16 protein-coding genes are annotated in these 26,964 nt (G+C 60.1%); 14 read left to right on the top strand and 2 right to left on the bottom strand.

Annotated elements, in window-relative coordinates; all coding sequences use genetic code 11:
* The first annotated feature begins 15 nt into the window (after nt 1–15).
* The 11 genes from ACSEXW_RS00360 to ACSEXW_RS00310 all read left to right on the top strand — a co-directional run bounded on the left by ACSEXW_RS00360 (nt 16) and on the right by ACSEXW_RS00310 (nt 14,751).
* The gene (locus tag ACSEXW_RS00360) at nt 16–894 is read left to right on the top strand and encodes a carbohydrate ABC transporter permease (RefSeq protein WP_438444099.1); all 879 of its coding nucleotides are present in this window, start codon (nt 16–18) and stop codon (nt 892–894) included.
* A 12-nt stretch (nt 895–906) separates the two neighbouring features.
* A complete protein-coding gene (locus ACSEXW_RS00355) occupies nt 907–1,893 on the top strand; it encodes a sugar phosphate isomerase/epimerase family protein (RefSeq protein WP_438444098.1) in 987 nt (328 codons plus the stop codon).
* Complete coding sequence (locus ACSEXW_RS00350; protein WP_438444097.1) at nt 1,890–3,641, top strand: prenyltransferase/squalene oxidase repeat-containing protein; 1,752 nt, start codon at nt 1,890–1,892, stop codon at nt 3,639–3,641. Before ACSEXW_RS00355 ends, ACSEXW_RS00350 begins: the two co-directional genes overlap by 4 nt.
* A 13-nt stretch (nt 3,642–3,654) precedes the next feature.
* On the top strand, nt 3,655–5,907 hold the full coding sequence (locus ACSEXW_RS00345) for a glycoside hydrolase family 88/105 protein (protein WP_438444096.1): 2,253 nt from the start codon (nt 3,655–3,657) through the stop codon (nt 5,905–5,907).
* 127 nt (nt 5,908–6,034) lie between these two features.
* Nucleotides 6,035–6,262 carry a helix-turn-helix domain-containing protein gene (locus ACSEXW_RS00340; protein ID WP_438444095.1) on the top strand — a complete coding sequence of 76 codons (228 nt, stop codon included), beginning with the start codon at nt 6,035–6,037 and terminating at the stop codon, nt 6,260–6,262.
* 254 nt (nt 6,263–6,516) lie between these two features.
* Complete coding sequence (locus ACSEXW_RS00335) at nt 6,517–8,271, top strand: sensor histidine kinase (protein WP_438444094.1); 1,755 nt, start codon at nt 6,517–6,519, stop codon at nt 8,269–8,271.
* Nucleotides 8,268–9,893 (top strand): response regulator, encoded by a 1,626-nt coding sequence (locus ACSEXW_RS00330; protein WP_438444093.1) that lies wholly within the window; start codon nt 8,268–8,270, stop codon nt 9,891–9,893. Before ACSEXW_RS00335 ends, ACSEXW_RS00330 begins: the two co-directional genes overlap by 4 nt.
* Nucleotides 9,894–10,014: 121 nt before the next feature.
* Nucleotides 10,015–11,724 carry a type 2 periplasmic-binding domain-containing protein gene (locus ACSEXW_RS00325; protein WP_438444092.1) on the top strand — a complete coding sequence of 570 codons (1,710 nt, stop codon included), beginning with the start codon at nt 10,015–10,017 and terminating at the stop codon, nt 11,722–11,724.
* A 183-nt stretch (nt 11,725–11,907) separates the two neighbouring features.
* Nucleotides 11,908–12,798 carry an ABC transporter permease gene (locus ACSEXW_RS00320; RefSeq protein ID WP_438444091.1) on the top strand — a complete coding sequence of 297 codons (891 nt, stop codon included), beginning with the start codon at nt 11,908–11,910 and terminating at the stop codon, nt 12,796–12,798.
* A gap of 15 nt (nt 12,799–12,813) precedes the next feature.
* A complete protein-coding gene (locus ACSEXW_RS00315; RefSeq protein ID WP_438444090.1) occupies nt 12,814–13,692 on the top strand; it encodes a carbohydrate ABC transporter permease in 879 nt (292 codons plus the stop codon).
* Nucleotides 13,693–13,713: 21 nt separating this feature from the next.
* Nucleotides 13,714–14,751, top strand: coding sequence for a glycoside hydrolase family 53 protein (locus tag ACSEXW_RS00310; RefSeq protein WP_438444089.1), 1,038 nt, complete (start codon nt 13,714–13,716; stop codon nt 14,749–14,751).
* Between the two features lie 207 nt (nt 14,752–14,958).
* Here the strand turns inward: ACSEXW_RS00310 and ACSEXW_RS00305 are convergent, their stop codons facing one another.
* Nucleotides 14,959–15,942: a glycoside hydrolase family 43 protein gene (locus tag ACSEXW_RS00305; protein WP_438444088.1), complete on the bottom strand. Its 984-nt coding sequence runs from the start codon at nt 15,940–15,942 to the stop codon at nt 14,959–14,961.
* 184 nt (nt 15,943–16,126) lie between these two features.
* On the bottom strand, nt 16,127–16,597 hold the full coding sequence (locus ACSEXW_RS00300; protein ID WP_438444087.1) for a DUF2798 domain-containing protein: 471 nt from the start codon (nt 16,595–16,597) through the stop codon (nt 16,127–16,129).
* Nucleotides 16,598–16,711: 114 nt separating this feature from the next.
* Between ACSEXW_RS00300 and ACSEXW_RS00295 the strand changes: the two genes are divergently transcribed.
* The 3 genes from ACSEXW_RS00295 (at nt 16,712) to ACSEXW_RS00285 (ending at nt 26,593) form a co-directional block, all read left to right on the top strand.
* Complete coding sequence (locus ACSEXW_RS00295; protein ID WP_438444086.1) at nt 16,712–17,149, top strand: MarR family transcriptional regulator; 438 nt, start codon at nt 16,712–16,714, stop codon at nt 17,147–17,149.
* 199 nt (nt 17,150–17,348) lie between these two features.
* Nucleotides 17,349–22,970, top strand: a complete 5,622-nt coding sequence (locus tag ACSEXW_RS00290; protein WP_438444085.1) for an S-layer homology domain-containing protein — start codon at nt 17,349–17,351, stop codon at nt 22,968–22,970.
* A 155-nt stretch (nt 22,971–23,125) separates the two neighbouring features.
* Nucleotides 23,126–26,593, top strand: coding sequence for an Ig-like domain-containing protein (locus ACSEXW_RS00285; protein WP_438444084.1), 3,468 nt, complete (start codon nt 23,126–23,128; stop codon nt 26,591–26,593).
* Nucleotides 26,594–26,964 lie beyond the last annotated feature (371 nt).

The raw sequence follows: 26,964 nt of genomic DNA, 5'->3' as shown, positions 1-26,964 counted from the left end.
AAGGGGGACATCGAAATGAGCGAACGGGCGCTTAACCGCATGTACGATACGGTATTCATCACGATCGTAGCCATTAGCGTAGTGCTTTGCCTGGTTCCGTTTATGCATATCATTGCGGTCTCGTTGAGCGGGACCGTGCCCATTACCTCCGGCAAGGTATCCTTGTGGCCCATGGACGTGAATATGGAAGCCTATAAGAAGGTGTTCAGCAATCCGGCCATGATCCATTCTCTGTTCTTCACCATCGGGTTGACTGTACTCAGCACCGCCTTGTGTATGGTGATGACCGTAGCGGCAGCCTATCCGCTGTCCAAAAAGGAGCTGAAGGGGCGCTCCCTCTTCATGATGGTCATCATCTTCACCATGTTCTTCAGCGGCGGCATGATTCCGGAGTATATTCTGATCCGCAGCCTGAATCTGTTGAACAGCATGTGGAGCCTGGTGCTTCCGGGCATGATCAGCGCCTTCAATCTGATCATTCTCATCTCGTTCTTCAACAGCATCCCGAAGGCGCTGGAGGAGTCCGCCGAGATCGACGGCTGCAGCTACTTCGGCATCCTGGTCCGCATCACGCTGCGCTTGTCCATGCCGGCGCTGGCCACCTTGAGCCTGTTCTATGCTGTCGGGCGGTGGAACGGCTTCCAGGACGCCCTCATGTATATCACGAAGCCGACGCTGTACCCGCTGCAGCTGAAGCTCTATCAGATGATCCAGAACAGCCAGGTCACCGACCTCATGAGAATGGAAGGCAGCCAGAGCCAGATGCAGGCGGTGGTGCCGGAGAGCCTGAAGGCGGCGACCGTCATTTTCTCCACCGTGCCGATTCTGATCGTGTATCCGTGGCTGCAGCGGTATTTCGTGTCCGGGGTTATGCTGGGCGCGATTAAGGAATAGGGAGGAATTGCAATGATACCGACAGATAAAGGCGTATATTCCTTCTCCACCTGCTGGAATATCAAGCGCCACAACGAGGGCCGCGCCATGATCGAAGAGATCCGGTCCTTGGGCTTCTCGCGGGTGGAATTGAACTATAACGTCACGAAGGAGCTGCTTGAGACCATCGAGCCGATGATCGAGCAGGGGGAGATCGGCATCTCCAGCGTGCACAATACCTTCCCCCATGTACCGGATCCGGATTACGGCACGGACTCGGTACTGCTGGGATTCGAGGACGAGGACCGGCGGCGCGAGGCTGTCCGGCTTCTCCTCCGTTCCGCCGAATATGCCCACCGCTACGGAGCCGAAGCGGTGGTGGTGCATCCGGGGGAGGTGCCTTTTGACACCCAGGTGGACCACGAGCTGAAGAAGGTGTATCACGAGCAGGGGCCGGATTCCCCCGCGTACCGCAGGATGTGGGAGGAGATGCTCGGACGCAGGGAGGCTCTGAGCGGTGCTTACATCCGTACGATCGAGCGAAGTCTGGAGGAGGTATGCGGGGAAGCGGTCCGGCGAGGGTACAAGGTCCAATTCGGAATCGAAACCCGGTCGCGCTGCAACCAGATTCCCACCCTGCGGGAAGCGGATACGATCATCGGCCGGCTGGCCGGAGCGCCTCTCGGCCTGTGGTATGACATCGGCCACGGCATGATGATGGAGCGGATGGGCCTGTATGCGAATGCGGCCGAGATCCAGGCCATGACCGGCCGGATCGTCGGCGTCCACATCCATGAGACGGTAGGGCTGGCGGACCACTGGTGTCCGTACGTCCACAGCGGGGACACGGAGTTCTTCGACGTGTTCCTCCCGGCCATAGCGGCCGCCCCCGTGAAGGTGTATGAGCTGAAGGCTGCCTGTACGCCGGAGGACATCGAGAAGAGCCACCGCATCCTGACCGGCAAGCTGGAGGCCCGGGCCGGAGCGGCGAGGAATGCGAGAGAAGGGATGCAGCCATGATCTATGCCAAGCTGGTGAACATCAATGACCATTGGGCGCAGGAGGCTCTATCCCGCCAAGTGCTAGACCCGGCGAGCCGCTATTTCGGTGGCGTCACCGACCCGGCGACGGGTATCCCCTGGCCAAGCCATACCAATTCTCTGATGGTACTGGCTCTCTGGACGGCGGCTGTCGTGAACCCGGATTCCGCCTATTATCAGGACCTTCAGCTGCTGGACCGTCTGGAGAAGCTGGTCCGGTTCATGCTGAGCCACCAGCATGAGGACGGCACCATCTCTCCGGGATGGACCAATTACCATTCCCCGCCGGATACGGCCTTCAACGTCGTTGGGCTGTCCCAAGTCTACAAGCTGCTTCAGCGGTGCGGATGGGAGCCGGCCCAGCCCGTAGCGGACGGAATCCGCCGATTCCTGGAGCAGGCGGTGCCTGCCATGCTGACGGGCGGGGTGCATACGCCCAACCACCGGTGGGTCCTCTCCTCGGCTCTCGGCGCGCTCTATGACCTGTTCGGCCTGGAGGCCTTGAAGGAGCGGGCCGGAGAATGGCTGGCCGAAGGCTTGGACATTACGCCGGACGGCGAGTGGACGGAACGGAGCAACGGCATCTATAACGCGGTCAGCGACATCAATCTCTATTATGCGGCCCGGTATCTGGACCGGCCGGAGCTTCTGGAGGGCGTGCGGGCCAATCTCCGGATGATGGCCTACCTGATCCACCCCAACGGCGAAGTGGTGACCGATTACTCCGGACGTCAGGATTACGGCCATCCGGCCACCCTGGAAGGGTACTACTCCATCTACCGGATCATGGCCGTGCATGACGGGGATCCCTTATTCGCCGCCATGGCCGAGCTGGCCGATGAAGCGCTGACTCATCCGGGCGCGCTTCCGAACAACGCCATGCTGAACCTGCTCCTTCACCCGGAGCTTCGGGAGCGCGTGGTGGAGCCGGGGCCGATTCCGACGGAATACCGGATCATCCTGAACGGCGGCTTCGACCGCTCCGACTACCTGTCCCGGATGGAGCAGGCAGGACACCATGGCAAGATCTCGCACAGCAGCCTCCACCCGGAGTTTGGCGCACCCGTGCTCCGGTACCGGTCGGGAGCGGACAGCGTTACGGTGATGACGGAGGCCATCTCCTTCTTCTCCTTGTGGCATGGCCGCGCCAAGCTGCTGGGCGTCCAGATCGGCTCCACCTTCGAGCCGGGAACCGTCAGGTTCAAGACGCTGGAGGAAGACCATGGCGTCTACCGGCTCACCGCCCGGGAGGAGAAGGGCTATTATGGGCCCGTTCCCAAGGACCAGCTCCCCGCAACCGCGTCGGAAGCGGTCAGTCCGTGGTACCTGCTTCCGCATCATCGGCGGTCCGTGACCCACCTGCAGACTCACGAGCCCTCGGTGGAGGCGGCCGTCACCGCGGACGGCTGGACCCTTCGCATCCGGTCGGAGCATCCTGAGAACGTGCTGACCCAGGTGATGTTCCTGTTCGGCGCGGAGGGGACGCTGGAAGCCGATGGTGCGCAGCCCGCCGGAGAAGACCGGCTCCTGTGGAGCGAAGGGACCGCCCGGTATACATGCGGCGAGGACTGGATCGAGGTGGAGGGGGGAGCGATGGAGCATACGTCCGCCTTCATCCGCAATATGGCCTATCCGAAGGGCTGCCGCCAGCTATTGGTCCATCTGGTCAGCCCCATCGATCATACATTCATCATCCGCTGCTCGCCGAAGTCGGCGCCGGGAGCGTAGGGAGGAAGCGAACATGACGGTCTACTTTCAAGAGCAGGAGAGCGCCCATTACCGTTATGGGGACGATGAAACCGAAATCTTAAAGGTGCTGGCCCAGCGGTACGTAGGTGCCAATCCTCCCTCCGGCTTCGTCTTGCGCACCTTCCTTGCCGGCGGCGTGCTGCAGAATGCGGAGGGGCTGTACGACCTGGACCTGGGCCGCCGCTTCCCCGATGCCCGGCCGGGGCAGTGGGCATATGGAGCGGGGCTCGTCTGGAGCGATGAGGAGCGGAATCTGGATCTGGTGGTCCAATGTCTGGGACCGGTCCGCTTCTACTTCAACGGCGCTATGGCGTACCGGTCCTCGGTCATCGAGGAGATCACGCCCGGAGCCGGCGTGAAGCTGAATGTGACCTTCACGAAGGGCTGGAACCGCCTGTTCCTGAAGCTGAAGCATACGCCTGCCGGCTTCGGCTGCCGGATCGGCTCCGATGAGGCGAAGGTGCGCATTCTGAACGTGCTGGCCCCGTTCGAGGAGCGGAAGGGCCAAGCGGGCTGGGTCTTCTCAGCCCCGGTGGACCGGGATGCCGTGCCGGAGGAGGCTGCGCTGCCGGACTTGTACGCCTCCGAGCATACGGCCGGACTGCTCTGGCACCCCATATGCGGGTGGACCGGGGAACAGCAGGCCCTTCCGGCGCTGGAGCGGATCTACGGGGTGATGCCGGGCCATGCGGCCTACGCCTGGACTCGGTTTCGGCAGGAGGCTCCGTCGGCGCAGACGGTCACCCTTGATATCACGGCCCGCGGACCGGTGACGGTATGGCTGAACGGCCGGGAGGCGCTGGCTGAAACGGCTGCCGGGCACCATGTGGTGGAGCTGCCCTGCCCGCCGGGAGACTATCAGCTCCTGGTCCGAAGCGTCTGCGGCCAAGAGAGCTGGGGAGCCGACGTGGCGGTCGCCGCCGGCGGCAAACCGGTCCGGCTGCAGGTGCCGGTGCAGGTTCACGGCCCGACCGGAGGACCATACCTGTATGCCGGTCCCTTCCAGCCTGGATCGCCGGAACCGGATATCAGGGACCTGCAGCGGACGGACCGGCTCTATCCGGCGGCCGGAGGCTCGGAGGACCGGCCGGAGCCCACTTATTGGAGGCTGGATCTTCCTGATGCCTGCCTGCGGCCTTACTACGAGAACGCCATGCTGAGCAACAAATGGACCGTGGGCAGCACCACCAACTATGCCCGCTGGGACTACCCCCTGGGCGTCACCATCTACGGTCTGCTGCGGACGGGCCGCTTCCTGGAGCGGCCGGATCTGGTCTCCTACGCTGTGGAGCACGTCCAGGCCTGCACGGATTGGTACGACTACTCGCTCTGGGATAAGGAGCGGTACGGCTTTCCCTCCGTCAACCAGCAGCTGGTGCTGATGAAGATGCTGGACAACTGCGGCTCCTTCGGCTCGGCCATGCTGGAGGCCTACCGGGATTGCGGGGATGCCGCCTTCCGCCCTATCGCCGACCGGATCGCAGACTTTATGCTGAACCGGCTGGAGCGCCGGGAAGACGGAGCCTTCTACCGCACGTGCCCGGGAGAATATTCCGCCGATACGATGTGGGCGGACGATCTGTACATGAGCACGCCGTTCCTGTGCCGCTATGCGGCGCTGTCGGGGCGGCCCGGGGTATTGGATGAGGCGGCGCGGCAGTTTCTCCGCTTCAAGAAGTACCTGTACATGCCGGCCGAGCGGATTATGTCCCACGTCTACGATTTCAAGTATGACCGGGCGACGGGGATCCCGTGGGGCCGGGGGAACGGATGGGTGCTCTTCTCCTTGACGGAGGTGCTGGAGCATCTGCCTCTGGAGCATGAAGACAGGCCGGCGCTGCTCGATTTTTACCGGGAGCTGTGCGAGGGTTACCTGGCCCTCCAATCGGACACCGGCCTGTGGCATCAGGTGCTGAATCGTCCGGATACGTATCTGGAGGCCTCGTGCACCGCCATGTTCGCCTACGGCTTCTCGCGCGGTGTCCGCTTCGGCTGGCTGGAGGAGCCTGAGCGGTTTGCCGCCGCCGCCCTACGGGCCTGGGAAGGGCTGACCCGGATCGCCATCGACCGGCAGGGCAACGTGCACGGCGTGTGCAGCGGCTCCCGGTATTCCTTCGCCCCGGACTATTACAACGAGGATCTCCGGACCGTGACCAACGACAACCACGGGATCGGCATCATGATGCTGGCCGGAACCGAGGTCGCCAAGATGAAGCGGAGCGGGAAACCCGCGGATAGACAGTAAACCATAGAAGCAGCCTTGGGCCGGAGAGCCTGGGCTGCTTCTTTGGTGCGTTTGGCGGAATCGAATGGTACAATACCGCTATCAGGAGTGATGAGGGTCTTTCGATCCCACAGGAGGAGGCGTGTCCGTGACATTCGGACAGAAGATCGAACAATTGCGCACCCAGCGGAACATGACGCTGCGCAAGCTGGCGGAGAAGAGCGGAATCAGCTATTCCCTTCTCCCCGCGATGCTCAGGGGGGAGCGGGTCCCTGCCAAGGAAGCGGTTCTGTCCTTGGCCAGAGCACTGCAGGTCGAGGACGCGGACGAGCTGCTGAGGCTGGCCGGCTATACCGGCACAGGCGGGGAGCGCTGACATCCGTCCATACGTGAACGGCGGCCGGACTCGCTGCCGCGACAAGAGGCGCCTGCCATCCGGCAGGCGTCTGTTCGTCATGGACGGATCGGTTGCATAAAGTGCCGGAACCTTCGTTTTGTGCCGTGGATGGGATCCGCTGCCTCTTCTACAATGAAAGATGGGGATTCCCCCGGCGAATAAGGATTGAGCGGACCCGCCGGATTTCCTACAATAGAAGGACGACAGACGAAGGGACGGAGGGCCGGTGCCGCATGCCGAAAATCAACATGTACTCCAAAATGATCACGCTGCTCCTTCTCATGCTGCTTCCGATCATCGGCTTATACTTCTATTCCAACAAGACGAGCACCGACGTATTGGGAACGGAGCTGAACCGGTCCAATACGAACCAGCTGGCCTTCTTCCAGAATCAGGTCAACACCGCCGTCGACAACGTGGCGTTGTGGCCCACCCTGCTGCTGCACGACCCTGACATTATGGCCTTCAAGGATGAGGTCGCGAGCAGTCCCTATTTCGACCTGGATACGATCAACCTGGTGAAGCGGATCCAGAGCAAGCTGAACATTCAGGAGAGCTCCTCCAACTGGAAGAGCAAAATCTATATCTACTCCCCCTCCCTGGGCCGGGTCCTGTCCGACAACGATGCCGGTTATTTCGAGCCTGCTCGTCTGCAGGACCAGATCAAGCCGGGCTGGCAGGTGGCGAAGGAGGGGGAGCCGGGGCAGACCAAGTACATGTTCTCCCTATTCACGGTGTATCCGTACAATATCACCCAGACCTTCAGCCATGCCGGGTTGATCATTGAGGTCCGGTTCGACAGCACCAACATCGAGGATCTGCTGGACCGCTTCAAGAGCGACGGCAGACGGGACCCCCTATTCTACAAGGAGGATACGGGGGTCATTTACAACCGCTCCGCCAACCGGGACGTAGCGGACGGGATCATCGCGGAGCTGATGAAGGCCGGCCCGGATTCCGGCGGGCATCTGACGCTTACCGTCGGCGGGAAGCCGTACATGGTCAATACCGTGTACTCCGCCGTCACCGGGTGGAAGCTCATCGATTATATCCCGATGTCCGACATCATGAAGCCGATCCAGACCACGAACCGTCTGTTCTATGTCTCCGTCACCGGGCTCCTGCTCATGTGCAGCGTGGCGGCCTATCTCTTGTACGCCCAGGTCCAGGTGCCTCTGAAGAAGCTGGTGCAGGGCTTCCAGAGGCTGAAGAACGGAGATTATTCCGTGCGGATGAAGACCAAGGGCAATAACGAATTCACCTTCGTGTTCGACCGGTTCAACTCCATGGTGGTCCAGATCGAGGAGCTGTTCCACAAGGTATATCTGGAGCAGATCCACGTCCGGGAGGCGAAGCTGAAGCAGCTTCAGTCCCAGATCAACCCCCACTTCTTCTATAACTGCTTCTCCTTCATCTCGAGCATGGCGAAGCTTAGGAATGTGCAGGCGGTGGTGGCCATGTCCCAGAGCCTGTCCCACTATTACCGCTATACGACCCGGCAGGAAAAGGAGATGGTGACCCTGTCGGAAGAGGTGGTCTTCGTCACCCACTATCTGGAGATCCAGAGGATGCGGATGAACCGTCTTCAATTCGAGATCGACATTCCCCTGCGGATGACCAAATGGATGATACCGCCGCTGGTCCTCCAGCCGCTGGTGGAAAATGCGGTCCTCCACGGCATCGAGAAGCGCGCGGACGCGGGACGGATCCGAATCCGGGGCGAATACGGCGACGGATGGGCTTCTTTGACGGTGGAGGACGACGGAAACGGCGTGAACGGCCTGGAGCTTCCGGTGCTGGAGCAGAAGCTGGGGCATCCCATGGACGAGCAGATGGGCTGCGGCCTCTGGAACGTGCATCAGCGGATGAAGCTCCGGTACGGCAGCGAGTCCGGATTAAGCTTCGGCTCCTCGGAATGGGGAGGCTTCAAAGCGGTACTGCAATGGAGGGTGACCTTGCCCCAAGAGGAGAAGGGAGAACCGGGATGATTGAGATTCTGCTGGTAGACGACGAGACGTATGTAACCGAATCTTTGGCTGAGACGATCCCCTGGACGGAGATCGGCGTGGCTTGCGTGCATCAGGCGGCTTCCGCCCGGGATGCTCTGTCGATTCTGGAGGAGCAGTCCGTGGATATCCTCGTGACGGATATCCGGATGCCGGAGATGGACGGCCTGGCGCTGATCCGGGAGGTCTCCGCCCGGTGGCCTCATGTCCGCTGTCTGGTACTGACCGGACATTCCGACTTCGAATACGCCAAGAAAGCGATCCAGCTCCAGGTGTCGGACTATATCCTGAAGCCGGTGGACGACGGCGAGTTCGTGACCTCCGTCACGAATGCCATCGGGTCTCTGAAGGACGAGTGGGAGCAGGCGGAGCGGTACAACCAGCTGCTCTATCACCGCAAGTCCGACTTCAGCGTGCTGCGGGCCAATCTGATGCACGAGCTGGTGCTGGGACGGCGGCTGTCTCCGGGCAGGCTCCGGGACAAGCTGTCGGAATATGAGCTTCCGCCCGTCATGGACGAGCATGCGGTGCTGCTTCTGATCCGGCTCGGGCGCAGCTTCACCTCCCTGGATTCCGGCTCGGTTCCCTTGATGGAATATGCGGTGGGCAACATTGCCGAGGAGGTGTTCGGCGGGACCTTCCATGCCTGGTCCTGCAAGGCGCCGCACAGCTGTCTCCTGGTTCTGCTCTCTCCCAAACCCGCTGCCGCCGGCCTTCCGGACTCGGAGCAGGCGAGGAAATCCGCGCTCACCGCCTTGGTGAAGGAGTTTCGCCGGAATGTGAGCAATTATCTGAAGGGGGAGCTGTCGGTGGTCATCACCGATTGGTTCTCCTTCCCAGACGGCATCTCCGGCGCTTATAGGACCGGACTGAACGCCGTCTTCCTCTCGGCGCAGGATGAGGCGGGAAGCGTTCAATTTCTGAACGACCGGGATACGAGGGAGATGCTGGTCCCCTCGGCGGAGATTCTCTACAAGCCGCCGACCCTGCTGCATCTGCTGGAATCCCTCCAGTGGGAGGCGGCCCGGAGCAAGGTAGGCGAGGTGTTCGGCGATCTGGAAGCCAAGCGGTACACGATGGAGCAGCTGTACGGCATCTTTTTGTCCGTGAGCAACGCTATCATCTATATCGCCCACAAAAGAGGACTGTCCATGGCCCAGCTGGACGCCTCCGGTTTCGATCCCATCCTGAACCCCAACATGATGCATTCCCTGGAGCAGGTCCGGGCCTGGACGTTCCGGATGCTGGATACGCTTCAGGAGGACGTGTCGGTCAGCGATCTGCACACGAAGAGCTATATCGTGAAGCAGGTGCAGAAGATGGTGGCCGTGGAGCTGGGGCAGGATCTGTCCGTCAAGACCATCGCCGACCGCGTCTTCCTTCATCCCGTCTACCTGTCCAAGATCTACAAGGCCGAGACGGGGGAGAGCCTGGGGGACTACATCATCCGCATGAAGATGGACAAGGCGCTCTACCTCCTGCGCCACACGAACAAGAAGATCTATGAGATCACCACCGAGCTGGGGTACCAGAATCCGCAGTATTTCAGCAAGATGTTCAAGAAATACACCGGCATGACCCCCAACGAATTCCGGGACCAGTAAATCTTCGGTGAAGAAGAGGTTGGCAAAGGTGCAGAAATCTTATGATCCTGTCATATGTTCCGGAAGCGGGTCCCTTTATACTGAAGATGCAAAGAACGTATCGCCACAAAGGGGGAGCACGATGAAAGGATCAACGCAAAAAGGCTTGGCCGCCATGTTGGGCGCCGCCATGGTTCTGGCCTCATTCACCGGCTGCAGCAGCAAAAAAGAGGACGCCGCCTCTCCATCACCGGCAGCGGGCACACCCGCCGCTTCAGCCGCCGCAAGCGGCGGAGCGAAGACCAAGTACGATCCGCCGGTTACCATCACCACCGTGTGGGGCGTGGATCCGGCGCTGAAGTTCAAGAACAACGAGACCATCGAGAACAACGTGGCCACCCGCTGGGCCAAGGATTCCTTGGGGATTGAGATCAAGTCCCTCTGGTCCGTCACCGATACCAACAATGCCTTCGCCACCAAGCTCCGGCTGGCCATGTCCTCCAACCAGGAGATGCCCGACGTCATTACGGTGGGAGACGCCAAGCTGGCCCAGGATCTGATCGATTCCGGCATGTTCCAGGAGGTCGGGCCGCTGTTCGACAAGTATGCCTCCGACACCTGGAAGAAGGCCATGGCGGTGGACTCCAGCGTATGGAATCCATATATCCGCAACGGCAAGAAGATGGGCATCCCCGTCCTCGATTATGCGTACAACCACGACCATCTGCTGTGGATCCGGCAGGACTGGCTGGATAAGCTGAAGCTTCAAGGGCCGAAGACGATGGCGGATCTGGAGAAGATCATGGACGCCTTCAAGAACCAGAATCCGGACGGACTGAAGCCGGATCAGGTCATTCCGCTCAGCGTCGGCTTCAAGGAGAAGACCAATACCTGGATGTCCAGCATCTCCTGGATCTTCGGCGCCTACGGCACGGTTCCGCAGCAGTGGAACAAGTCGGCGGACGGCAAGCTGGAGTACGGCTCCATTCAACCAGCGATGAAGCAGGGTCTGACGAAGCTGACCGAATGGTACAACAAGGGCTACATTCCGAAGGAAGCCGCCCTCTGGGATGAGAACAAGACGGCGGAGCCTGCGGTTGCAGGCAAGGCGGGCATCATGGCCGGACCGTACTGGATGAGCGGCTGGCCGCTCCAGGATACTGCCAAGAATGTGCCCCAAGCGGTGTGGAAGCCCTATCCGATTCCGGCGGGTCCGGACGGCAAGGCGGGGCGCCACGGCACCGACTTCACCAACGGGGTGGTGCTGATCAACAAGAAGATGAAGAACCCGGAGATTCTCTTCACGTACCAGAACTACATGTTCGAATATCTGGCCGATCCGAAGCCGGGCGGTCCGTTCGATCTGGGCTTGTTCAAGGGCTATGACTATGATCTGGACGCCGCAGGCAAGCCGGTCTATGGAGACAGCATTCCCGGCGGCACGGTCAACGCGGTCCGCTACCTGCTGGTTCGCGACGGCGCCCGGATCCCGGACGCCCAGATGAAGGCGCTGATGAACCTGGCCGACGGCAAGGAAGCCGCCACCCGTCTGGAGAAGGAAGTCAAGAACAACTACGGCAAGGAGACGCCGGCAGCCGCTAAGGTGCTCATGTCGCAGCCCAGCATCTCGCTTAAGAATCTGTATACCGGTCCGACCACTGAGACCATGAAGTCCAAGCAGGATTATCTCCAGAAGATCGAGATGCAGATGCTGAACGAGATCGTATACGGCAAGAAAAATGCCGATGCCTTCGATGATTTCGTGAAGACCTGGAAGTCCTCCGGCGGTGACCAGATCACCAAGGAAGTCAACGATTGGTTCACCGAGATCAATAAGGCTTCTCAGAAATAAGCTCTAGATTATCGTATGACCAGGCCGCCCAAACCGGGCGGCTTTTGATTTTTTGGGGGGGACACAGTCACGATGGAAAGTAGCTAAAATAATGCCATTTATGTTGGGTTTGGTGTCTACTGCGGCGCGGAGGGGCCTTGCTATAATCAGGCTATAACCAACGGAGAAAGCGGGGATTCCCATATGAAACTGAAATCATGGCCCTTCCATCTGATGCTCCTGCCATCGCTGATCTTCCTCCTCGTCTTCAGCTACGTGCCTATGGCGGGGATCATCATGGCCTTCCAGAATTACAAGCCCTGGCTCGGCTTCACCGGCTCGGAGTGGGTGGGCTTGGACAACTTCCGGTACCTGTTCGACCGGCAGGACAGCATGGAGGTCATCTGGAACACGCTGTTCATCGCCGTCTTCAAGATTCTGTTCAACCTGGCGGCTCCGTTCCTCTTCGCCATCCTGTTGAATGAAATCCGGCGGAACGGCTTGAAGCGGTCGATCCAGACGCTGGTGTATCTGCCCCACTTCCTGTCCTGGGTCATCCTGGGGGGGATCCTGCTGGACATTCTGTCCACGGACGGAGGCTTCGTCAACCGGATGCTCGGCTCCGCCTTCGGCATCGAGCCCATCCCCTTCCTGATGGATGGCAATTGGTTCCGCTTCACCGTCATCCTAAGCGACATCTGGAAGGAGTTCGGCTTCGGGGCCATCGTCTTCCTGGCGGCGCTGTCCAACGTGAATCCGTCCCTGTACGAAGCGGCGGAGGTGGACGGCGCCAACCGGTGGAAGCAGACGCTGCACATCACCGTTCCCGCGCTGATTCCCATCACCGTCGTCGTCGGTACGCTGGCTCTGGGCAACATCCTGAACGCGGGCTTCGATCAGATCTTCAACCTGTACAACCCGACGGTCTATGAGAAAGGCGATATCATCGATACCTTCGTGTACCGGACGGCCATCATCAGCGGAGAGATGGGCTTCGGTACCGCCATCGGGCTGTTCAAATCCGTCATCAGCCTGATCCTGATCCTGACATCCTACCGGCTGGCTTATAAATGGGCCAACTACCGGATTTTCTAAGAAGGGGGAAGAAGCATGTATTACAAAACCGTCCCATACCGGATCTTCAATGCCATCAATACGGCGCTCCTGCTGGTGCTGTCCATCCTGTGCGTCATCCCTCTGGTCCATGTGCTGGCGGTCTCCTTCAGCGCCAAGTCAGCGGCGGACGGGAACCTGGTCGGCCTCTGGCCGGTGGACCTGTCATTAGAGGCGTACAAGACCACGCTGGAGACACCGCTGTTCCTGCATTCCATGTGGGTGTCGGTGGAACGGACGGTGCTGGGAACGGCGCTGACCCTGCTGCTGGCTTTCCTGGCGGCCTACCCGCTGTCGAAGGAGACCCAGGTCTTCCGGATGCGCAACGTATACTCCTGGATCTTCGTCTTCACCATGATCTTCAACGGAGGCTTGGTGCCGTTCTACATGGTCATCCAGAAGCTGCATCTCATGAACCATTTCTGGGTGCTGGTGCTGCCGGGGGCGGTCAACGTGTACCTGACGGTGCTCCTGATGAACTTCTTCCGGGGGGTGCCGAAGGAGCTGGAGGAGGCGGCGCTGATCGACGGGGCCGGCCACTTCAAGACGCTGTTCCGCATCTACCTGCCCGTGTCGCTTCCGGCCATCGCCACCTTGGCGCTGTTCAGCGTGGTGTTCCATTGGAACTCCTGGTTCGACGGGCTTCTCTACATCAACAACAAGGAGGACTATCCGCTGGCGACCTTCCTCCAGACCATCATCATCGGACATGACATGAGCTCCATGAGCATTGATCCGAAGCAGATGGAATTGATCTCGCAGAAGACGGTCAATGCAGCCCAGATCTTCATCGGAGCGGTTCCGGTGCTGATGGTGTACCCGTTCCTGCAGAAGTATTTTGTCAAGGGCCTGGTGCTGGGATCGGTCAAAGAATAGACGGACAGGAGAGATTTTCATATGGCAAAAGCGGTGATCCATGGGATGGACGTCTCGTTTCTGGATGAGATCGAGAGCGAAGGGGGCATATTCCGCGATGGAGAGGGGCCGGCCGATTGTCTGGCCATTCTGAAGCAGAGCGGCGTCCAGGCGGTCCGCCTGCGGATCTGGAATGACCCGCCGGGAGGCTACTGCAATCTGGAGCGGACGCTCCGGATGGCCAGGCGGATCAAGGAGCAGGGCCTTCGCTTCCTGCTGGACTTCCACTACTCGGACGGTTGGGCGGATCCGGCGAAGCAGACCAAGCCCCGGGCATGGGCGGAGCTCGCCTTCCCCGAGCTGGTCCATGCGGTACATGCCTATACGGCGGAGGTGCTGACAGCGCTTCGGGACCAGGGCACCCTGCCCGACGAGGTCCAGATCGGCAACGAGATCACGCCGGGCCTGCTGTGGGATGACGGCAGGGTCGACGGCGAATGGGATACGGATGAACAGTGGGAGCGGCTGGCGGTTCTGGTGACGAGCGGGATCCAGGCGGTCCGGGAGGCAGATTCTTGCATCCGCATCATGATCCACATTGACCGGGGCGGCGATAACAAGGGGAGCCGGAAGTTTCTGGACCGGTTCTGGGAGCTGGGCGTTCACTACGACACCATCGGGCTGTCGTATTATTCCTGGTGGCACGGGGATCTGGAAGCGCTGCGAGAAAATCTGAACGACCTGGCCGAGCGCTACGGGAAAGATCTTGTCGTGGTGGAAACTGCTTATCCTTGGACGCTTACACCCCGGGAAGGATTCGCCTTCATCGTCTCCGGCGAGGAGCAGCTGCATGAGGGCTATCCGGCCACGGTGGAGGGTCAGGCGGCTTATCTTCGGGACTTCCTCTCCATCCTGCGGGAGGTACCGGACGGCAGAGGAGCAGGCTGGTACTGGTGGGAGCCCGCCTGGATTCCCTCCAAGCCGGAGTGGTCCGTAGGCCACAGCAACGGCTGGTCCAACCTGACGCTGTTCGACTTCGACGGCCGGCGGCTGTCCAGTCTGGATGTGCTGAAGGAGTAGGAGGAGCATTCAGGAACACAAAGAGGCTGTCCAGCATACGAGAAGTGTCGTCTTAGCTTGCAGAGAAGCCCGGAAAACCGGGCCCGCTCGACTTGCATCCAACGACACATCCTCATATGGGACAGCCTCTTTTGTGTGAAAATCCCCAGTTCGTCATCTCTCAGGACGGAAGGATCTCAGCCCGCTTCCCAGACCTGAGGGGGCGTCTTAATCCTTATAGGGATCGATGGTGATGATGGTGCCATCCTCGTTGTAATGGAGCTCGGTGTATTTCACACACCGCTGATTATCCACCCCGCCGGACAACGAGCTGTCGTGGTAGAAGAGGTACCACTTCTCGCCGACCTGCACGATGGAATGGTGGGTGGTCCAGCCGATGACCGGAGTCAGGATCGTTCCCTTGAACACGAAGGGACCCTGTGGATTCGGGCTGACGGCATAGACCAGGCAATGGGTGGAGCCGGTAGAATAGGAGAGATAATAAAGTCCGTTATACTTGTGGACCCACGGACCTTCGAAGTATCGCCGGTCCTCGTCTCCGGCCAGGAGCGGGTTGCCTTCTTCATCGACGATGAGGATCTCCTTCGGCGTCTCGGCGAACGTGAGCATGTCGTCGCTCAAGAGAGCGACGCGGGGGCCGAGAGCGGGTGCCGCAGCATCGGGACCCTCGGCATCTGCGACGAAGGAGCCGGTCTGCCATTTCTCCAGCTGGCCGCCCCACAGTCCCCCGAAGTATATATACGATTGGCCGTCGTCATCGACCAGAACGGCAGGATCGATGCTGAAGCTGCCGGGGATATAGTTCGGCTCCGGCTTGAAGGGACCGGAGGGGGAAGAGCTGGTCGCAACGCCGATGCGGAAGATGCCGTCGTGGTCGCGGGCGGGGAAGAACAGATAGTAGGTGCCGTTCTTGTACGCGGCGTCCGGAGCCCAGAGCTGCTTCGAGGCCCACGGGATGTCCTTCAGGTGCAGCGCCACGCCATGGTCGACGCAGGGCGAATCGAAGCTGTCCAGGGAGAGGATATGATAGTCCTCCATGGCATATTGGTCGCCGTTGTCGTTGCTCTCCAGAACCTCGTCCACATCGTGGGAAGGATAAATGTAAATCTTGCCTTCAAAAACATGGGCGGAAGGATCGGCAGTATAAATGTGGGTGACTAACGGCTCTTTCGGTTTCACGGGAGGGGTCACGGTAAACAGCTCCTTGTTATATAGTTAGTTTAATAAACAAACTATCAATATAAATTATATCCGGTTTGCCGGAAACATCAAGAGATTTTATCCGTTTGGCCGGTGAAAGAGCTGGAACGGGCGAGCAGAACCCAAGACGCTTCCCATACCACGCTGGAAGCGGGCAGGGAAGCGTCTTGGTACATCAGGCGGCGCTCTTCACGGGAGCCGGATAGATCCGGGTAAACAGCAGCCGGGTTACGGGACCCACCACGAGAAATTGCAGCGGGAGTGCAAAGATGAAGTTCAATCCGAACGTCCGGGGGTAGTGGCGCAAGCTCTCGGGGGCGAAGCCGTAATGGGCTACCGTTCCGAAGAGAGACATACAGGCCGCCATGCCGCATACCATGAAGAAGGAGATCAGAAGGATCTTCTTGATCAGCGGATCCGAAGGACGGAGCAGCCGGTGGGCCAGCCCCTTGGCTGCCTTCCCCACCACGAACAGGTCAAGGAGCAGAGCGGCCGCCAAGGCGGGGAAGAACCCCGTCATAAACTGTCGGATGAAGGTATCCGAGAAGCCGCCGAACAGCGCAATATTGTAGAAACTCATCACCAGCACCATCAAAAAGCACATGATCGTCGTAAAGACAAACGATTCTTTCTTATTTTTGCCCATCGTACGCTCCATTTCTATCCTATTGGGTTTTGACTTATAATAAGGTAACGGACCGCACTTTGTCAACTTGGTTGACAAAATAGAGCGAGTCAACAACCAAGGATGTGGATACGTATGGAGGATAAGCTGTCGCCGTTAAGCTTGATCGACCAGATCAGCGATAAGCATATGGAGCTTCGGGCGAAGCTTCATGAAACGGACGGACAAGGGATTAGTAAAACGGAAGCCCATATCCTGACGGTCCTGCGCCTGCAGGGTAAGTTGACCGTATCGGAGCTGGGACGGAGCATTCATATCTCGCGCCAAGGAACCCATAAGTGCGTTCAGGGTCTGCTGGAGCTGGAATTGGTGGAGACGGAGCATTCCGGAGGGAACGTGCGGGACAAGCCTATCGTTCTTACTCCGAAAGGCCTTGCTTGCTGCGAGAAGCTGGAGGATTCCAAGAGGAAGCTGGAGCAGCGGATTGCGGAGCACCTGGGGCGGGAAAGAATGGAGACCCTGAAGAGGTGGCTGAGCGAGGATTGGTTCGGCAAGCTGGAGTCGAAGGAATAGTGGATCGCGAGAGGGGACGCCTAACATAGGGCGCCCTCTTCTTTTTAATAAATTTTAAATAGAATTGATTATTAGATTAGAGGAATTATGTCGAAAGATGACGAAGAATATAGGCATTCGTACCCGTATCGATATCGGGGCGAGTTCCCCAACCCACAATACCAATATGCTCCCCATACATGGTCAGGAGGAATGGTTCTTGAAGCAGAATTTACCCAAATGGCTCGTCGCCACCATGGTGCTGACAGCTGCGGTCACACCCCACGGAACAGCGGCCAAGGCTGGCGGTGCCCTTGCGGACCCGGCCAACACCGTCGTGCGGTTCAGCGATATTGAAGGCTTGGATCCCGCATACCAGTCCGCCATCCGGCAAGCTGTGGAGCTGGGCTGGATCAATGGTGACACCGATGGACGGTTCCGCCCCGCGGATTCGTTATCCCGCCAGGAGCTGGCCAAGCTCCTGACCACCGCTTTGCATCTTCCGAAGGAGCCGAACGAATCCAACTTTAGGGATGTCAGCCCGGAGTCCTGGAGTGCTCCCTACATCGAGGCGGTGCGCAAGGCAGGCCTCATGACCGGAGATACGGGGAACACCTTCCGCCCACTGGACCCCGTGAACCGGGAGGAGCTGGCCGCCATTCTGATCCGGGCCTCGAAGGACCGGCCGCCAGCCGAGCCCAACCGGCTGCTGGTTGCGGACCGGGCGGAGATCTCCGGGTGGGCCGGTGGCTATGTGGAGCAAGCGCTGGTGCGCGGATTGTTCGACGCGCCGGATCTATTCCATCCCCTTCTTCCCGTGGAGAGAAAGGATGTCGCCGAGGTGCTCCTGCGTGCGTATGCAGCGGGCTATTCCCCTGATCTAGAGCTCCAGGCCGTTACAGCCGGGCATGTCCGGATCAACGGCATTTCTTATACGGTGGCGAAGCCGCTCCAAGGGATCTTCGCCGAGAGCAACCGGGACATCCTGAAGGGAGCCCGTATCCGCTTTGAGGCAAGGGACGGGCAGCTGCTTGCCGTCAAGGAGCTGACGATCACCGCCGGGGGAAAGGCTCCGGCCGAAGGGGAGCCGGAGTTTTCCCGCAATCTGATGCTGGACGGCCAGGGCACCGTCTTGGACGGGTCTCTTCGAATCGCCGGAGACTACACTTCGGTGAAGCGTCTGGACGTATTGGGCGATCTCGAGATTACGAAGAGAGTCGAGAATGATTTTTGGATGGATGACGTGACGGTGGCGGGGAAAACCGTTGTGAATGGCGGGGATTCCCATACGGTGGTCTTCTCGAACTCCCAGCTGGGACAGGTGGAGGTGAACAAGGAGAACGTCCGCGTCGAATCGTTGGGCACAACCTCCGTTGATGCCATGCTGATCTCCAGCAGCTCGATGATCGTTGGCTCAGCCGATGCCACCATCGGGCAGGTAACCTTGAAGGATGGTGCCAAGCAGGTGGATCTGAGCGCCGCTGTGGGGACGCTGGTTATTGCCGGCACGGATCCGACCGTGCTGACCGGAACGGGAAACATCGGCGTGCTGAAGCTGGATTCGACAGCGCCGGTGACCTTGAACAATCAAGGAACGGTGGGAACCCTGACCGTTGTCTCCCCCTCCGCCAGCCTGACCGTCGGCACAAGCGCCAAGATCGATAACCTGACGCTGCCGGCCGGTGTATCCGCCAGCAACGTGATTCCGAATTACAGCAGCACGCAGACGCAGATTAGCCAGATCAACGGGGTGTCCACGGCACCGCTGAACTCTTCTCCCGTTCAGGTGGCGGCCATTCCGAACCAGACGATCCAGCTCACCGGCGGTCCGGTGACCATCGATATCTCGGGCGTCTTCCTGGATCCGGATGGGGATACGCTTACGATAACCCCCAATTCCCGGACGAGAACGGTGGCCACCGTGAAGCTGGAGGGCAAGCAGCTGATCATCACTCCGGTAGCTGCCGGCTCCAGTGTGATTCAGCTGTCGGCCTCGGACGGAAGCTTGTCCGGCGCTTCGAGATTTACGGTCTATGTCAATACGGCACCCACCGTCAAGCCCAATATCGATCAGACGGTAGTGACGCTGGGGGCGGACCCGGTGAGCGTGAATCTGGCCGCGTTCTTCAGCGATGCGGACCCGGATGTGTTGACCTACACCGCCGTCGCTTCGGATCCCGGATTGGCGGGGGCATCCATTTCCGGCGGCAGCCTGCTGCTTAGTCCGGTGAAGGAAGGCACGCTCACGGTATCGGTCACTGCTTCGGACGGAAGGGGCGGGTCGGTGACCGGAACGCTTCCGGTACTGGTCAACCGTCCGCCTGAGCTCCAGAATCCGCTGCACGATACGGTGGGCACCATCGGCCGTCCGGATGAGATCGTGGAGCTGATGAACGTATTCTCCGACCCGGATGGGGACGCTCTAACCTATGAGGCCGCCTCCCAGAACACCGCACTTGCGGACACATCGGTTCTCGGCAGCAGGCTCAGCCTGGTCCCGAAATCGGCAGGAATGTCTGTCATCACCGTGAAGGCCAAGGATGGAAAAGGCGGCGTACGTGAGACCTCGTTCCGCTTCACCATCAACCGGGCGCCGGCTGTCGCTTCCGTTCCGGACCAACTGGTCACGCTGGGGACCGGACCGCTCACGCTGGATCTGCAGAACTCCTTCCGGGATGAGGACCACGACCTCCTGACCTTCCGGGCAGAGGTTCAGGATCCTTCCGTCGCGGCGGCTTCCTTAGCAGGCTCCGTGCTGACGCTTACCCCTGCGGGGGCTGGCAGCACGGCCATTACCGTGACAGCGCTGGACGGCCGTGGCGGGGAAGCATCCACCGGCTTCCGGATGACCGTCAACCGGGCACCGGAGAGCAGCACGGCCTTCGGACAGCAGACCGTAACCATCGGCGGGGACCCGGTCGTGCTGACCCTCACCGACTTCTTCCGGGACTTGGACGGGGATGGGCTAAGCTTCGAGTGGAGCACACCGGATACGCAGCTGCTTCAAGCGGCAGCCGAAGGCGCCCGGTTGACCTTTACGGGAATCTCTCCCGGAACGGCGGGTATGACGGTCAAGGCCAAGGATGGCCGCGGCGGTGAAGCGGCCGCTTCGTTATCCGTTCTAGTGAACCGTGCTCCGGAGACGTCGGCGGTGCTGGCAGACCGGATGGTTACCGTTGGCGATGCGCCGGTCCGGATTCCGACGGACGGTCTGTTCACGGATGCAGATCAAGACACGCTGGTTCTGGATGCTGTGATTGGCAATCCCGCCTTGGCGGACCTTGCTCGCAGCGGCAATGAGTTCATTCTTACTCCGCGGACCGGAGGAACGGCGACGATCACCATTACCGCGACGGATGGAAAAGGCGGCAAGGCGGCCATTCCGTTCACCCTCACGGTGAATGAGCCTCCCCGGATGAAGGCGGTGCCGGATCAGACGATTCAGCTGAATGGGCCGGAGCGGAACGTGGAGCTTATGGATTACTTCAAGGATCCGGATGGGGATCCGATCGTCTTCACCCTCGGCCCGAATGCAGCGGATATAGCTTCCGCTACCCTGACCGGAACGAGTCTGGTCCTCCAACCGGTTGGCGCCGGAACCGTCCAGTTGACGTTGTTAGTGGAGGATGGCCGTGGCGGAGCCTACACCGGAACGCTCCGGGTAACGGTGAACCGTTCGCCGGAGGCAACGGGTACCTTGGCGGACCATACGGTGACCATCGGAGCTGTTGACTCTCCTATGGATCTGACCGGTCTCTTCCGGGATCCGGATGGCGACCCGGTCACCATCGAAGCGAAGATTCCTGACGGAAACGACGGCAGCAGAGGCTTGGCGGTGATGGAAGGCAATCTGCTGAAGCTCACGGGGCTGGCTCCGGGGCTGACGGCGGTGGAATTGACGGCCCATGACGGCCGCGGTGGCTCCGCAAGCCTAAGCTTCGCCTTGTCGGTCAACCGCGCTCCGGCAGCGGACCAAGCCCTTGCGGACCAGGGCATAACGCTGGGACAAGGGGACCTGTCCGTTGATGTGAGCCAGGCTTTCGTGGATGCGGACGGAGATGCTATCACCCTGGGAGCTGTGAGTCTTGATCCAGGACTGGCATCGGTCAGCTTGAACGGAACGATGCTCACGGTCCATCCGGTAGCAGGCGGTTCAGCCGGGATCCGGGTCACGGCCGAGGATGGCAGAGGGGGTAAGGGAGAGCAGCAGTTCAAGGTTCGGATCAACCGGAACCCCTCCTCGGGTACCCTTGCCGACCTCACGGTTGTGCTGGAGAAGGGTGAACAGGACCTGAATATCCTCAGCTTGTTCCGCGATGATGACGGGGACTCGCTAACGTTCACGGCTGTCTCCTCCGATCCGACTATCGCTGCGGCTGCCGTTAACGGACAGCAGCTCAAGGCGGTTCCGGCAGCGACCGGATCAGTCAACGTCACCGTAACGGCCGCGGACGGGTATGGAGGCTCGCTGGAGCGGACCTTCCGTCTTACGGTGGAGCTTAACCAGGCTCCTCAGGCGGCTGTCGCCATTCCGGATCAAACCGTCACCGTAGGAGGTACGCAAGCGGTTGAGCTGTCGGGAGCTTTCGCGGATGCGAATCACGATGGGCTGACCTATACGGCGGTTTCCGCTTCGGAGGGCGTGGCGGCGGTGAGCATATCCGGCCATACCCTGACCTTGACAGGGATCACGGACGGCACCAGCGTAATCACGGTTACGGCTAGTGACGGCATTGCCGCCTCTGCGGGAATGACCTTTACCGTAACGGCTTCCTCGAACCAAGCGCCCACCGTCGCCGGCAGTATCCCGCTTCAGGTGATCGGCGGCTCCGTCGCTCCCAACCGCTTCTCTCTGTCGGGCTTGTTCGCGGATGCGGACGGCGATTCCCTGACGTATTCGGTTACGGCGGCGGACAGCGGTAAGGTTGCGGCTACGATCCAAGGGGACCAATTGACGCTGGCACCGGGCTCCGCTGCAGGCGGAAGCACCGTAACGGTGACGGCTGCCGATGGTCGGGGAGGCAGCGTCAGCGCGGACATTTCCGTCCTGACCGCCCAGGTGGTGCATTCCCGCCAGATCGTCACGAAGCTTGGCGTATCCGATGTGTCTTACGATCTGTCGGCCTATTTCCCGGCACAGAGCGCGTTTACCGTATACCGGCAGGAGCAGGGGGCCATGACCCAAGACGGAGTCCAGGCCATGAACGGCAAGATCTTCAGGGTCTTCCCAGGCTCCCTGGGAACCTCCAGGTATTGGGTTGTGGCAGCTGATCATACCGCCGCATACGTGGAGGTTACGGTGGAGGCTCAGCAGGGGGCCGGCGCCTTCTTCTCCGAGTACACCCGGGGAAGCGATGGCAGAATCGCTCTGGAAATCTACAATAAGAGTGAAAACTCGACGGACTACCAGGTGGTCGGATACCGGTACAACACCAAGACCAGCCAGCTGGAAGTAATGAAGAACCGGGATATCCCGCAGAAGTCCTATGCCGTCGTCGGTCTGGTCTATCCGGGGACCACAGGCATCGTGATCAACTACACCTTCTACGACCTGATGGATATTACGCCTGTTCAGTACTATCAGGATGAGCTGGAGATGACCGCAGACGGCAACGACGGGTATGTCATCTGTGCCTTTGAGTTGGTGAAGGGCGGTCAAGTGGTGGATGTCATCGGCGACAAAGCCTGGACGCCATCCTCCGGCAATCCCTATCCGCTTCCGGTCTCGGGCACGCTGATCCGGAAGCCCGGCATTGCCAAGGGCTCCCTTACGTACCATCCGAACGGGGAATGGGAGATAAGGCCGGCCGGGTATCAGGATTTGTCCCGCCATACCCCGTAAGGGGGAAGGGTCCGCTCTCCTGAAGGAGGGCGGACTTTTTAAACTAATAAGATAATCATTCTTATTTAAGAAGGAATTTTGTATTTGTATGTCGAAATAAATTAGGGTCAAAAGTCACGTATTACAAATCTAATTTGTCAGGGGCAGTGAGCAGGATGAAGGTAAATTGGAAAGTCTGGTTGCTGGCGAGTCTGGTCTTGACTGCCGCCATGCGGCCTGAGCCCGTGCAAGCGGAGACACCGACCGATACCGCTACGGCGCAGGGACCGATCCGCTTCAATGATATCGGACAGGTAGATCCGGATAAGCAAAAGGCGATTCAAGAGGCGGTTCGGCTCGGCCTGATCAACGGGTTCTCGGATGATGAGTTCCGGCCGCAGGATCAACTGTCCCGTGCGCAGTTGGCGGTTCTGTTGGCCAAGGCGCTGAATCTGGACGTGGCAAACCCGAGAGCTTCCAGCTTTTCCGATGTTCCGCAGGATCATTGGGGTACCAAGTACATAGAAGCGGTCAAAACAGCAGGTCTCATGAGCGGGGATAACGGATTCCGTCCCGGCGACCCGATCTCCCGTGAAGAGCTCGCGGCCGTCTTCGTGCGTGCCGTCCACGGGCAGAATACCAAGGGCGGCCATACCGTCCAGCTGACGGATCTGGAAAAGGTGAGCGGCTGGGCGGAGAACGCGGTGCAGACGGCGGTCCGGCTGGGACTGATGGATTCGGCGGACTCCAGCTTCCGTCCGGCTACACAGGTTCAGCGTCAGGATATCGCGCAGTTCCTGATTGATATTTTTCCAGAGAAGGAGCAGAGAGCGGTTGTGACCAAGGTGGAGGGCGACGTCATCACGATTAACGACACCCCGATGCTGGTAACGGAGCCCCTGAAGGCCTTGCTGCTGAATGGCTCCAACGTCCAGGCCCTGCAGGGGGCGGTGCTGAAGTTTAAGTCCGCCGTCCGAAGTGTCAAGGACTTGTCCGGTGTGGAGATCGTCCGGGGCGGAAAGGACGGGGCGCCTGTCACGCTGGATACGACCGGCATGCCCAAGGAGGCCTCCCTCCGTATCGACGCCGACCATGTTGCCCTGCAGGGTGGCCAGGTGACCAAGGTGGTTCTGGGTGAACAGGCCGGCCACGTCACCATCGACGCTCCCATCGGCAAGGTGGAAATTGACGGCTCCAAGCCCGTTACCTTGAAGGGCGGCGCAAGTCTCGGCGAGATCTCCATCACGAAGCCTACCGCGAAGGTGGAATTGGGGCAAGGGATCAAGATCGACAAGCTGGTGCTCCCTGAGAATGTGAAGCCCGCCGACGTCATCCCGAATCTGAGCCAGCTGCAGCAGCCGATCAAGACCATCGTCACGGAAAAAGGCGGCCCGGTTCAGACGCCGATCACTTCGGCTCCCGCACCGGCACCGGTTGCGTCCAGTGGATCGGAATCTCAAGCCAACCAAGCGCCGGTGGTTGCTAACGCCATAACGGACCGGACGGCTACCGCAGCTGACGCGCCGTTCACCGTGGATCTGAGCAACGTGTTCACGGACGCGAATGGCGATGCGCTGACCTTGAGCGTGTTGTCGTCTACGCCGGGCGTGGCAGGTGTCAGCGTTACCGGTACGACGCTGACGGTTACGCCGGTGAACGCAGGCACCACGACGGTGACCGTGACGGCTGACGACGGCCGTGGAGGGACGAAGAGCGACAGCTTCACGGTGACGATCAGCGCTGTAATGCCGCTGAACCAAGCGCCGGTAGTTGCCAACGCCATAACGGACCGGACGGCTACCGCAGCTGACGCGCCGTTCACCGTGGATCTGAGCAACGTGTTCACGGACGCGGACGGGGATGCGCTGACCTTAGGCGCGGTGTCGTCTACGCCGGGCGTAGCGACCGCCAGCGTCACCGGTGCAACGCTGACGATTACGCCGGTGAACGCGGGCACTACAACGGTGACCGTGACGGCTGATGACGGCAACGGAGGGACGAAGAGTGACAGCTTCACGGTGACGATCAGCGCTGTAATGCCGCTGAACCAAGCGCCGGTAGTTGCCAACGCCATAACGGACCGGACAGCTACCGCAGCTGACGCGCCGTTCACCGTGGATCTGAGCAACGTGTTCACGGACGCGGACGGGGATGCGCTGACCTTGAGCGTGCTGTCGTCTACGCCGGGTGTAGCGACTGCTAGCATCACCGGTGCAACGCTGACGATTACTCCGGTAAACGCAGGCAACACCACAGTGACCGTGACGGCTGACGACGGTCGTGGAGGAACGAAGAGCGACAGCTTCACGGTGACGATCAGCGCTGTAATCCCGCTGAACCAAGCGCCGGTAGTTACCAACGCCATAACGGACCGGACGGCTACCACAGCTGACGCGCCGTTCACCGTGGATCTGAGCAACGTGTTCACGGACGCGGACGGGGATGCGCTGACCTTAGGCGCGGTGTCGTCTACGCCGGGTGTAGCGACCGCCAGCGTCACCGGTGCAACGCTGACGATTACGCCGGTGAACGCGGGCACTACAACGGTGACCGTGACGGCTGATGACGGCAACGGAGGCACTCAATCGGACGCCTTCTCGGTGACGATCAGCGCCGTGAACCAAGCGCCAGTGGTTGCCAACGCTATAACGGACCGGACGGCTACCGCGGCTGACGCGCCGTTCACCGTGGACCTGAGCAATGTGTTCACGGACGCAGACGGGGATGCACTGACCTTGAGCGCGCTGTCGTCTACGCCAGGCGTGGCGACCGTTAGCGTTACCGGTGCAACGCTGACGATCACGCCGGTAAACGCAGGCACCACCACAGTGACCGTGACGGCCAACGACGGCAACGGAGGCACTCAATCGGACGCCTTCACGGTGACGATCAGCGCCGTGACGCCGCCGAACCAAGCGCCGACAGTCTCGAGCACAATCTCCAACCAGAACTACACCCTGGGCGACTCGACCTCTCCGATAAGCCTGACCGGAATCTTCTCGGATGCCGACAATGATATGCTGAGCATCAACGCCAACTCCACGGATAACGGCATTGCGACCGTTATGATCATGGGTAATGATCTGTTAATCACTCCCGTTACAGCCGGTATGACGACCATAACGGTTATCGCGGATGACGGTAAAGGCGGAACGGTGAATACCAACTTCACGGTACAAGTGAATCAGCCGGCGGCACCCGGATTATTTATCTCCGAAACCTTCTGGGGGAGCGCGGATTTAGCTCTGGAGATCTTTAACCCTTCAGGTTCTGCAGTGGACTTATCGAAGCTGAAGCTGGTGGTGGGAAGTACCGAAATCAACCTGTCTTCTAGCTCTGTTCATACGCTTGGGGCTGGGAGTGTACTGGCCGTTCTCGATAATATGTTCATGTATATGGATGATAATGACATTCCCTCCTCCTTCCTCCGGGTCACCTTTGGTATCGATCCGGAGAATGGGCCGTCAGACGTGTCGGTCAAGCTGAAGTATGACGGTCAGATCATCGACAGCATCCTCTACAAGAAGGCAAAAACCATGGCGCGGCACAGCGGCATTCAGCAGGGCTCCTCATCACCGGACAGCAGCCAGTGGACGGAGTATCCGGTGGACACCTTCGGTGACCTCGGCTACTACATCCCGTAATAACCCCATATTCACCCCAAAGCCCCCAATTCGCGAACTACGCGGTGTTGGGGGCTTTTACGTAATACGATGGAAGCGGATAAAAAGTTAAAGGCCATGGATGGCCTTTAATCCGCGGAGATGCTAGACGCGCCGAAATAAAGGCCATGGATGGCCTTGAAGCGCCCCGTCGGCCAACAACTCGGCGCCGGGAGGAAATCAAGGCCACCGGTGGCCTTCAATCCGCGGAGAAGCTAGCCGCGCTGGAATAAAGGCCATGGATGGCCTTGAAGCGCCTTGCCGCCCCGCGCCTTGCCGTCCCTCCGTCCCGGCGCCCCGCGCCCTGCCAGCCCGCCGTCCCGCCGCCTCACGCCCCGCCGCCCCGCGGCCCC

This window comes from Oryzibacillus soli, from assembly GCF_051594765.1.
GTDB lineage: Bacteria > Bacillota > Bacilli > Paenibacillales > NBRC-103111 > Paenibacillus_AR.
This window is presented reverse-complemented; position numbering and strand designations above follow the sequence as displayed.

Bases quoted from the DNA above. Each gene is read 5' to 3' on its own strand.
- ACSEXW_RS00345 (WP_438444096.1), top strand. From the start codon at position 3,655: ATGACGGTCTACTTTCAAGAGCAGGAGAGCGCCCATTACCGTTATGGG.
- ACSEXW_RS00300 (WP_438444087.1), bottom strand. From the start codon at position 16,597: ATGGGCAAAAATAAGAAAGAATCGTTTGTCTTTACGACGATCATGTGC.
- ACSEXW_RS00330 (WP_438444093.1), top strand. From the start codon at position 8,268: ATGATTGAGATTCTGCTGGTAGACGACGAGACGTATGTAACCGAATCT.
- ACSEXW_RS00355 (WP_438444098.1), top strand. From the start codon at position 907: ATGATACCGACAGATAAAGGCGTATATTCCTTCTCCACCTGCTGGAAT.
- ACSEXW_RS00315 (WP_438444090.1), top strand. From the start codon at position 12,814: ATGTATTACAAAACCGTCCCATACCGGATCTTCAATGCCATCAATACG.
- ACSEXW_RS00320 (WP_438444091.1), top strand. From the start codon at position 11,908: ATGAAACTGAAATCATGGCCCTTCCATCTGATGCTCCTGCCATCGCTG.
- ACSEXW_RS00360 (WP_438444099.1), top strand. From the start codon at position 16: ATGAGCGAACGGGCGCTTAACCGCATGTACGATACGGTATTCATCACG.
- ACSEXW_RS00335 (WP_438444094.1), top strand. From the start codon at position 6,517: ATGCCGAAAATCAACATGTACTCCAAAATGATCACGCTGCTCCTTCTC.
- ACSEXW_RS00325 (WP_438444092.1), top strand. From the start codon at position 10,015: ATGAAAGGATCAACGCAAAAAGGCTTGGCCGCCATGTTGGGCGCCGCC.
- ACSEXW_RS00350 (WP_438444097.1), top strand. From the start codon at position 1,890: ATGATCTATGCCAAGCTGGTGAACATCAATGACCATTGGGCGCAGGAG.
- ACSEXW_RS00295 (WP_438444086.1), top strand. From the start codon at position 16,712: ATGGAGGATAAGCTGTCGCCGTTAAGCTTGATCGACCAGATCAGCGAT.
- ACSEXW_RS00285 (WP_438444084.1), top strand. From the start codon at position 23,126: ATGAAGGTAAATTGGAAAGTCTGGTTGCTGGCGAGTCTGGTCTTGACT.
- ACSEXW_RS00310 (WP_438444089.1), top strand. From the start codon at position 13,714: ATGGCAAAAGCGGTGATCCATGGGATGGACGTCTCGTTTCTGGATGAG.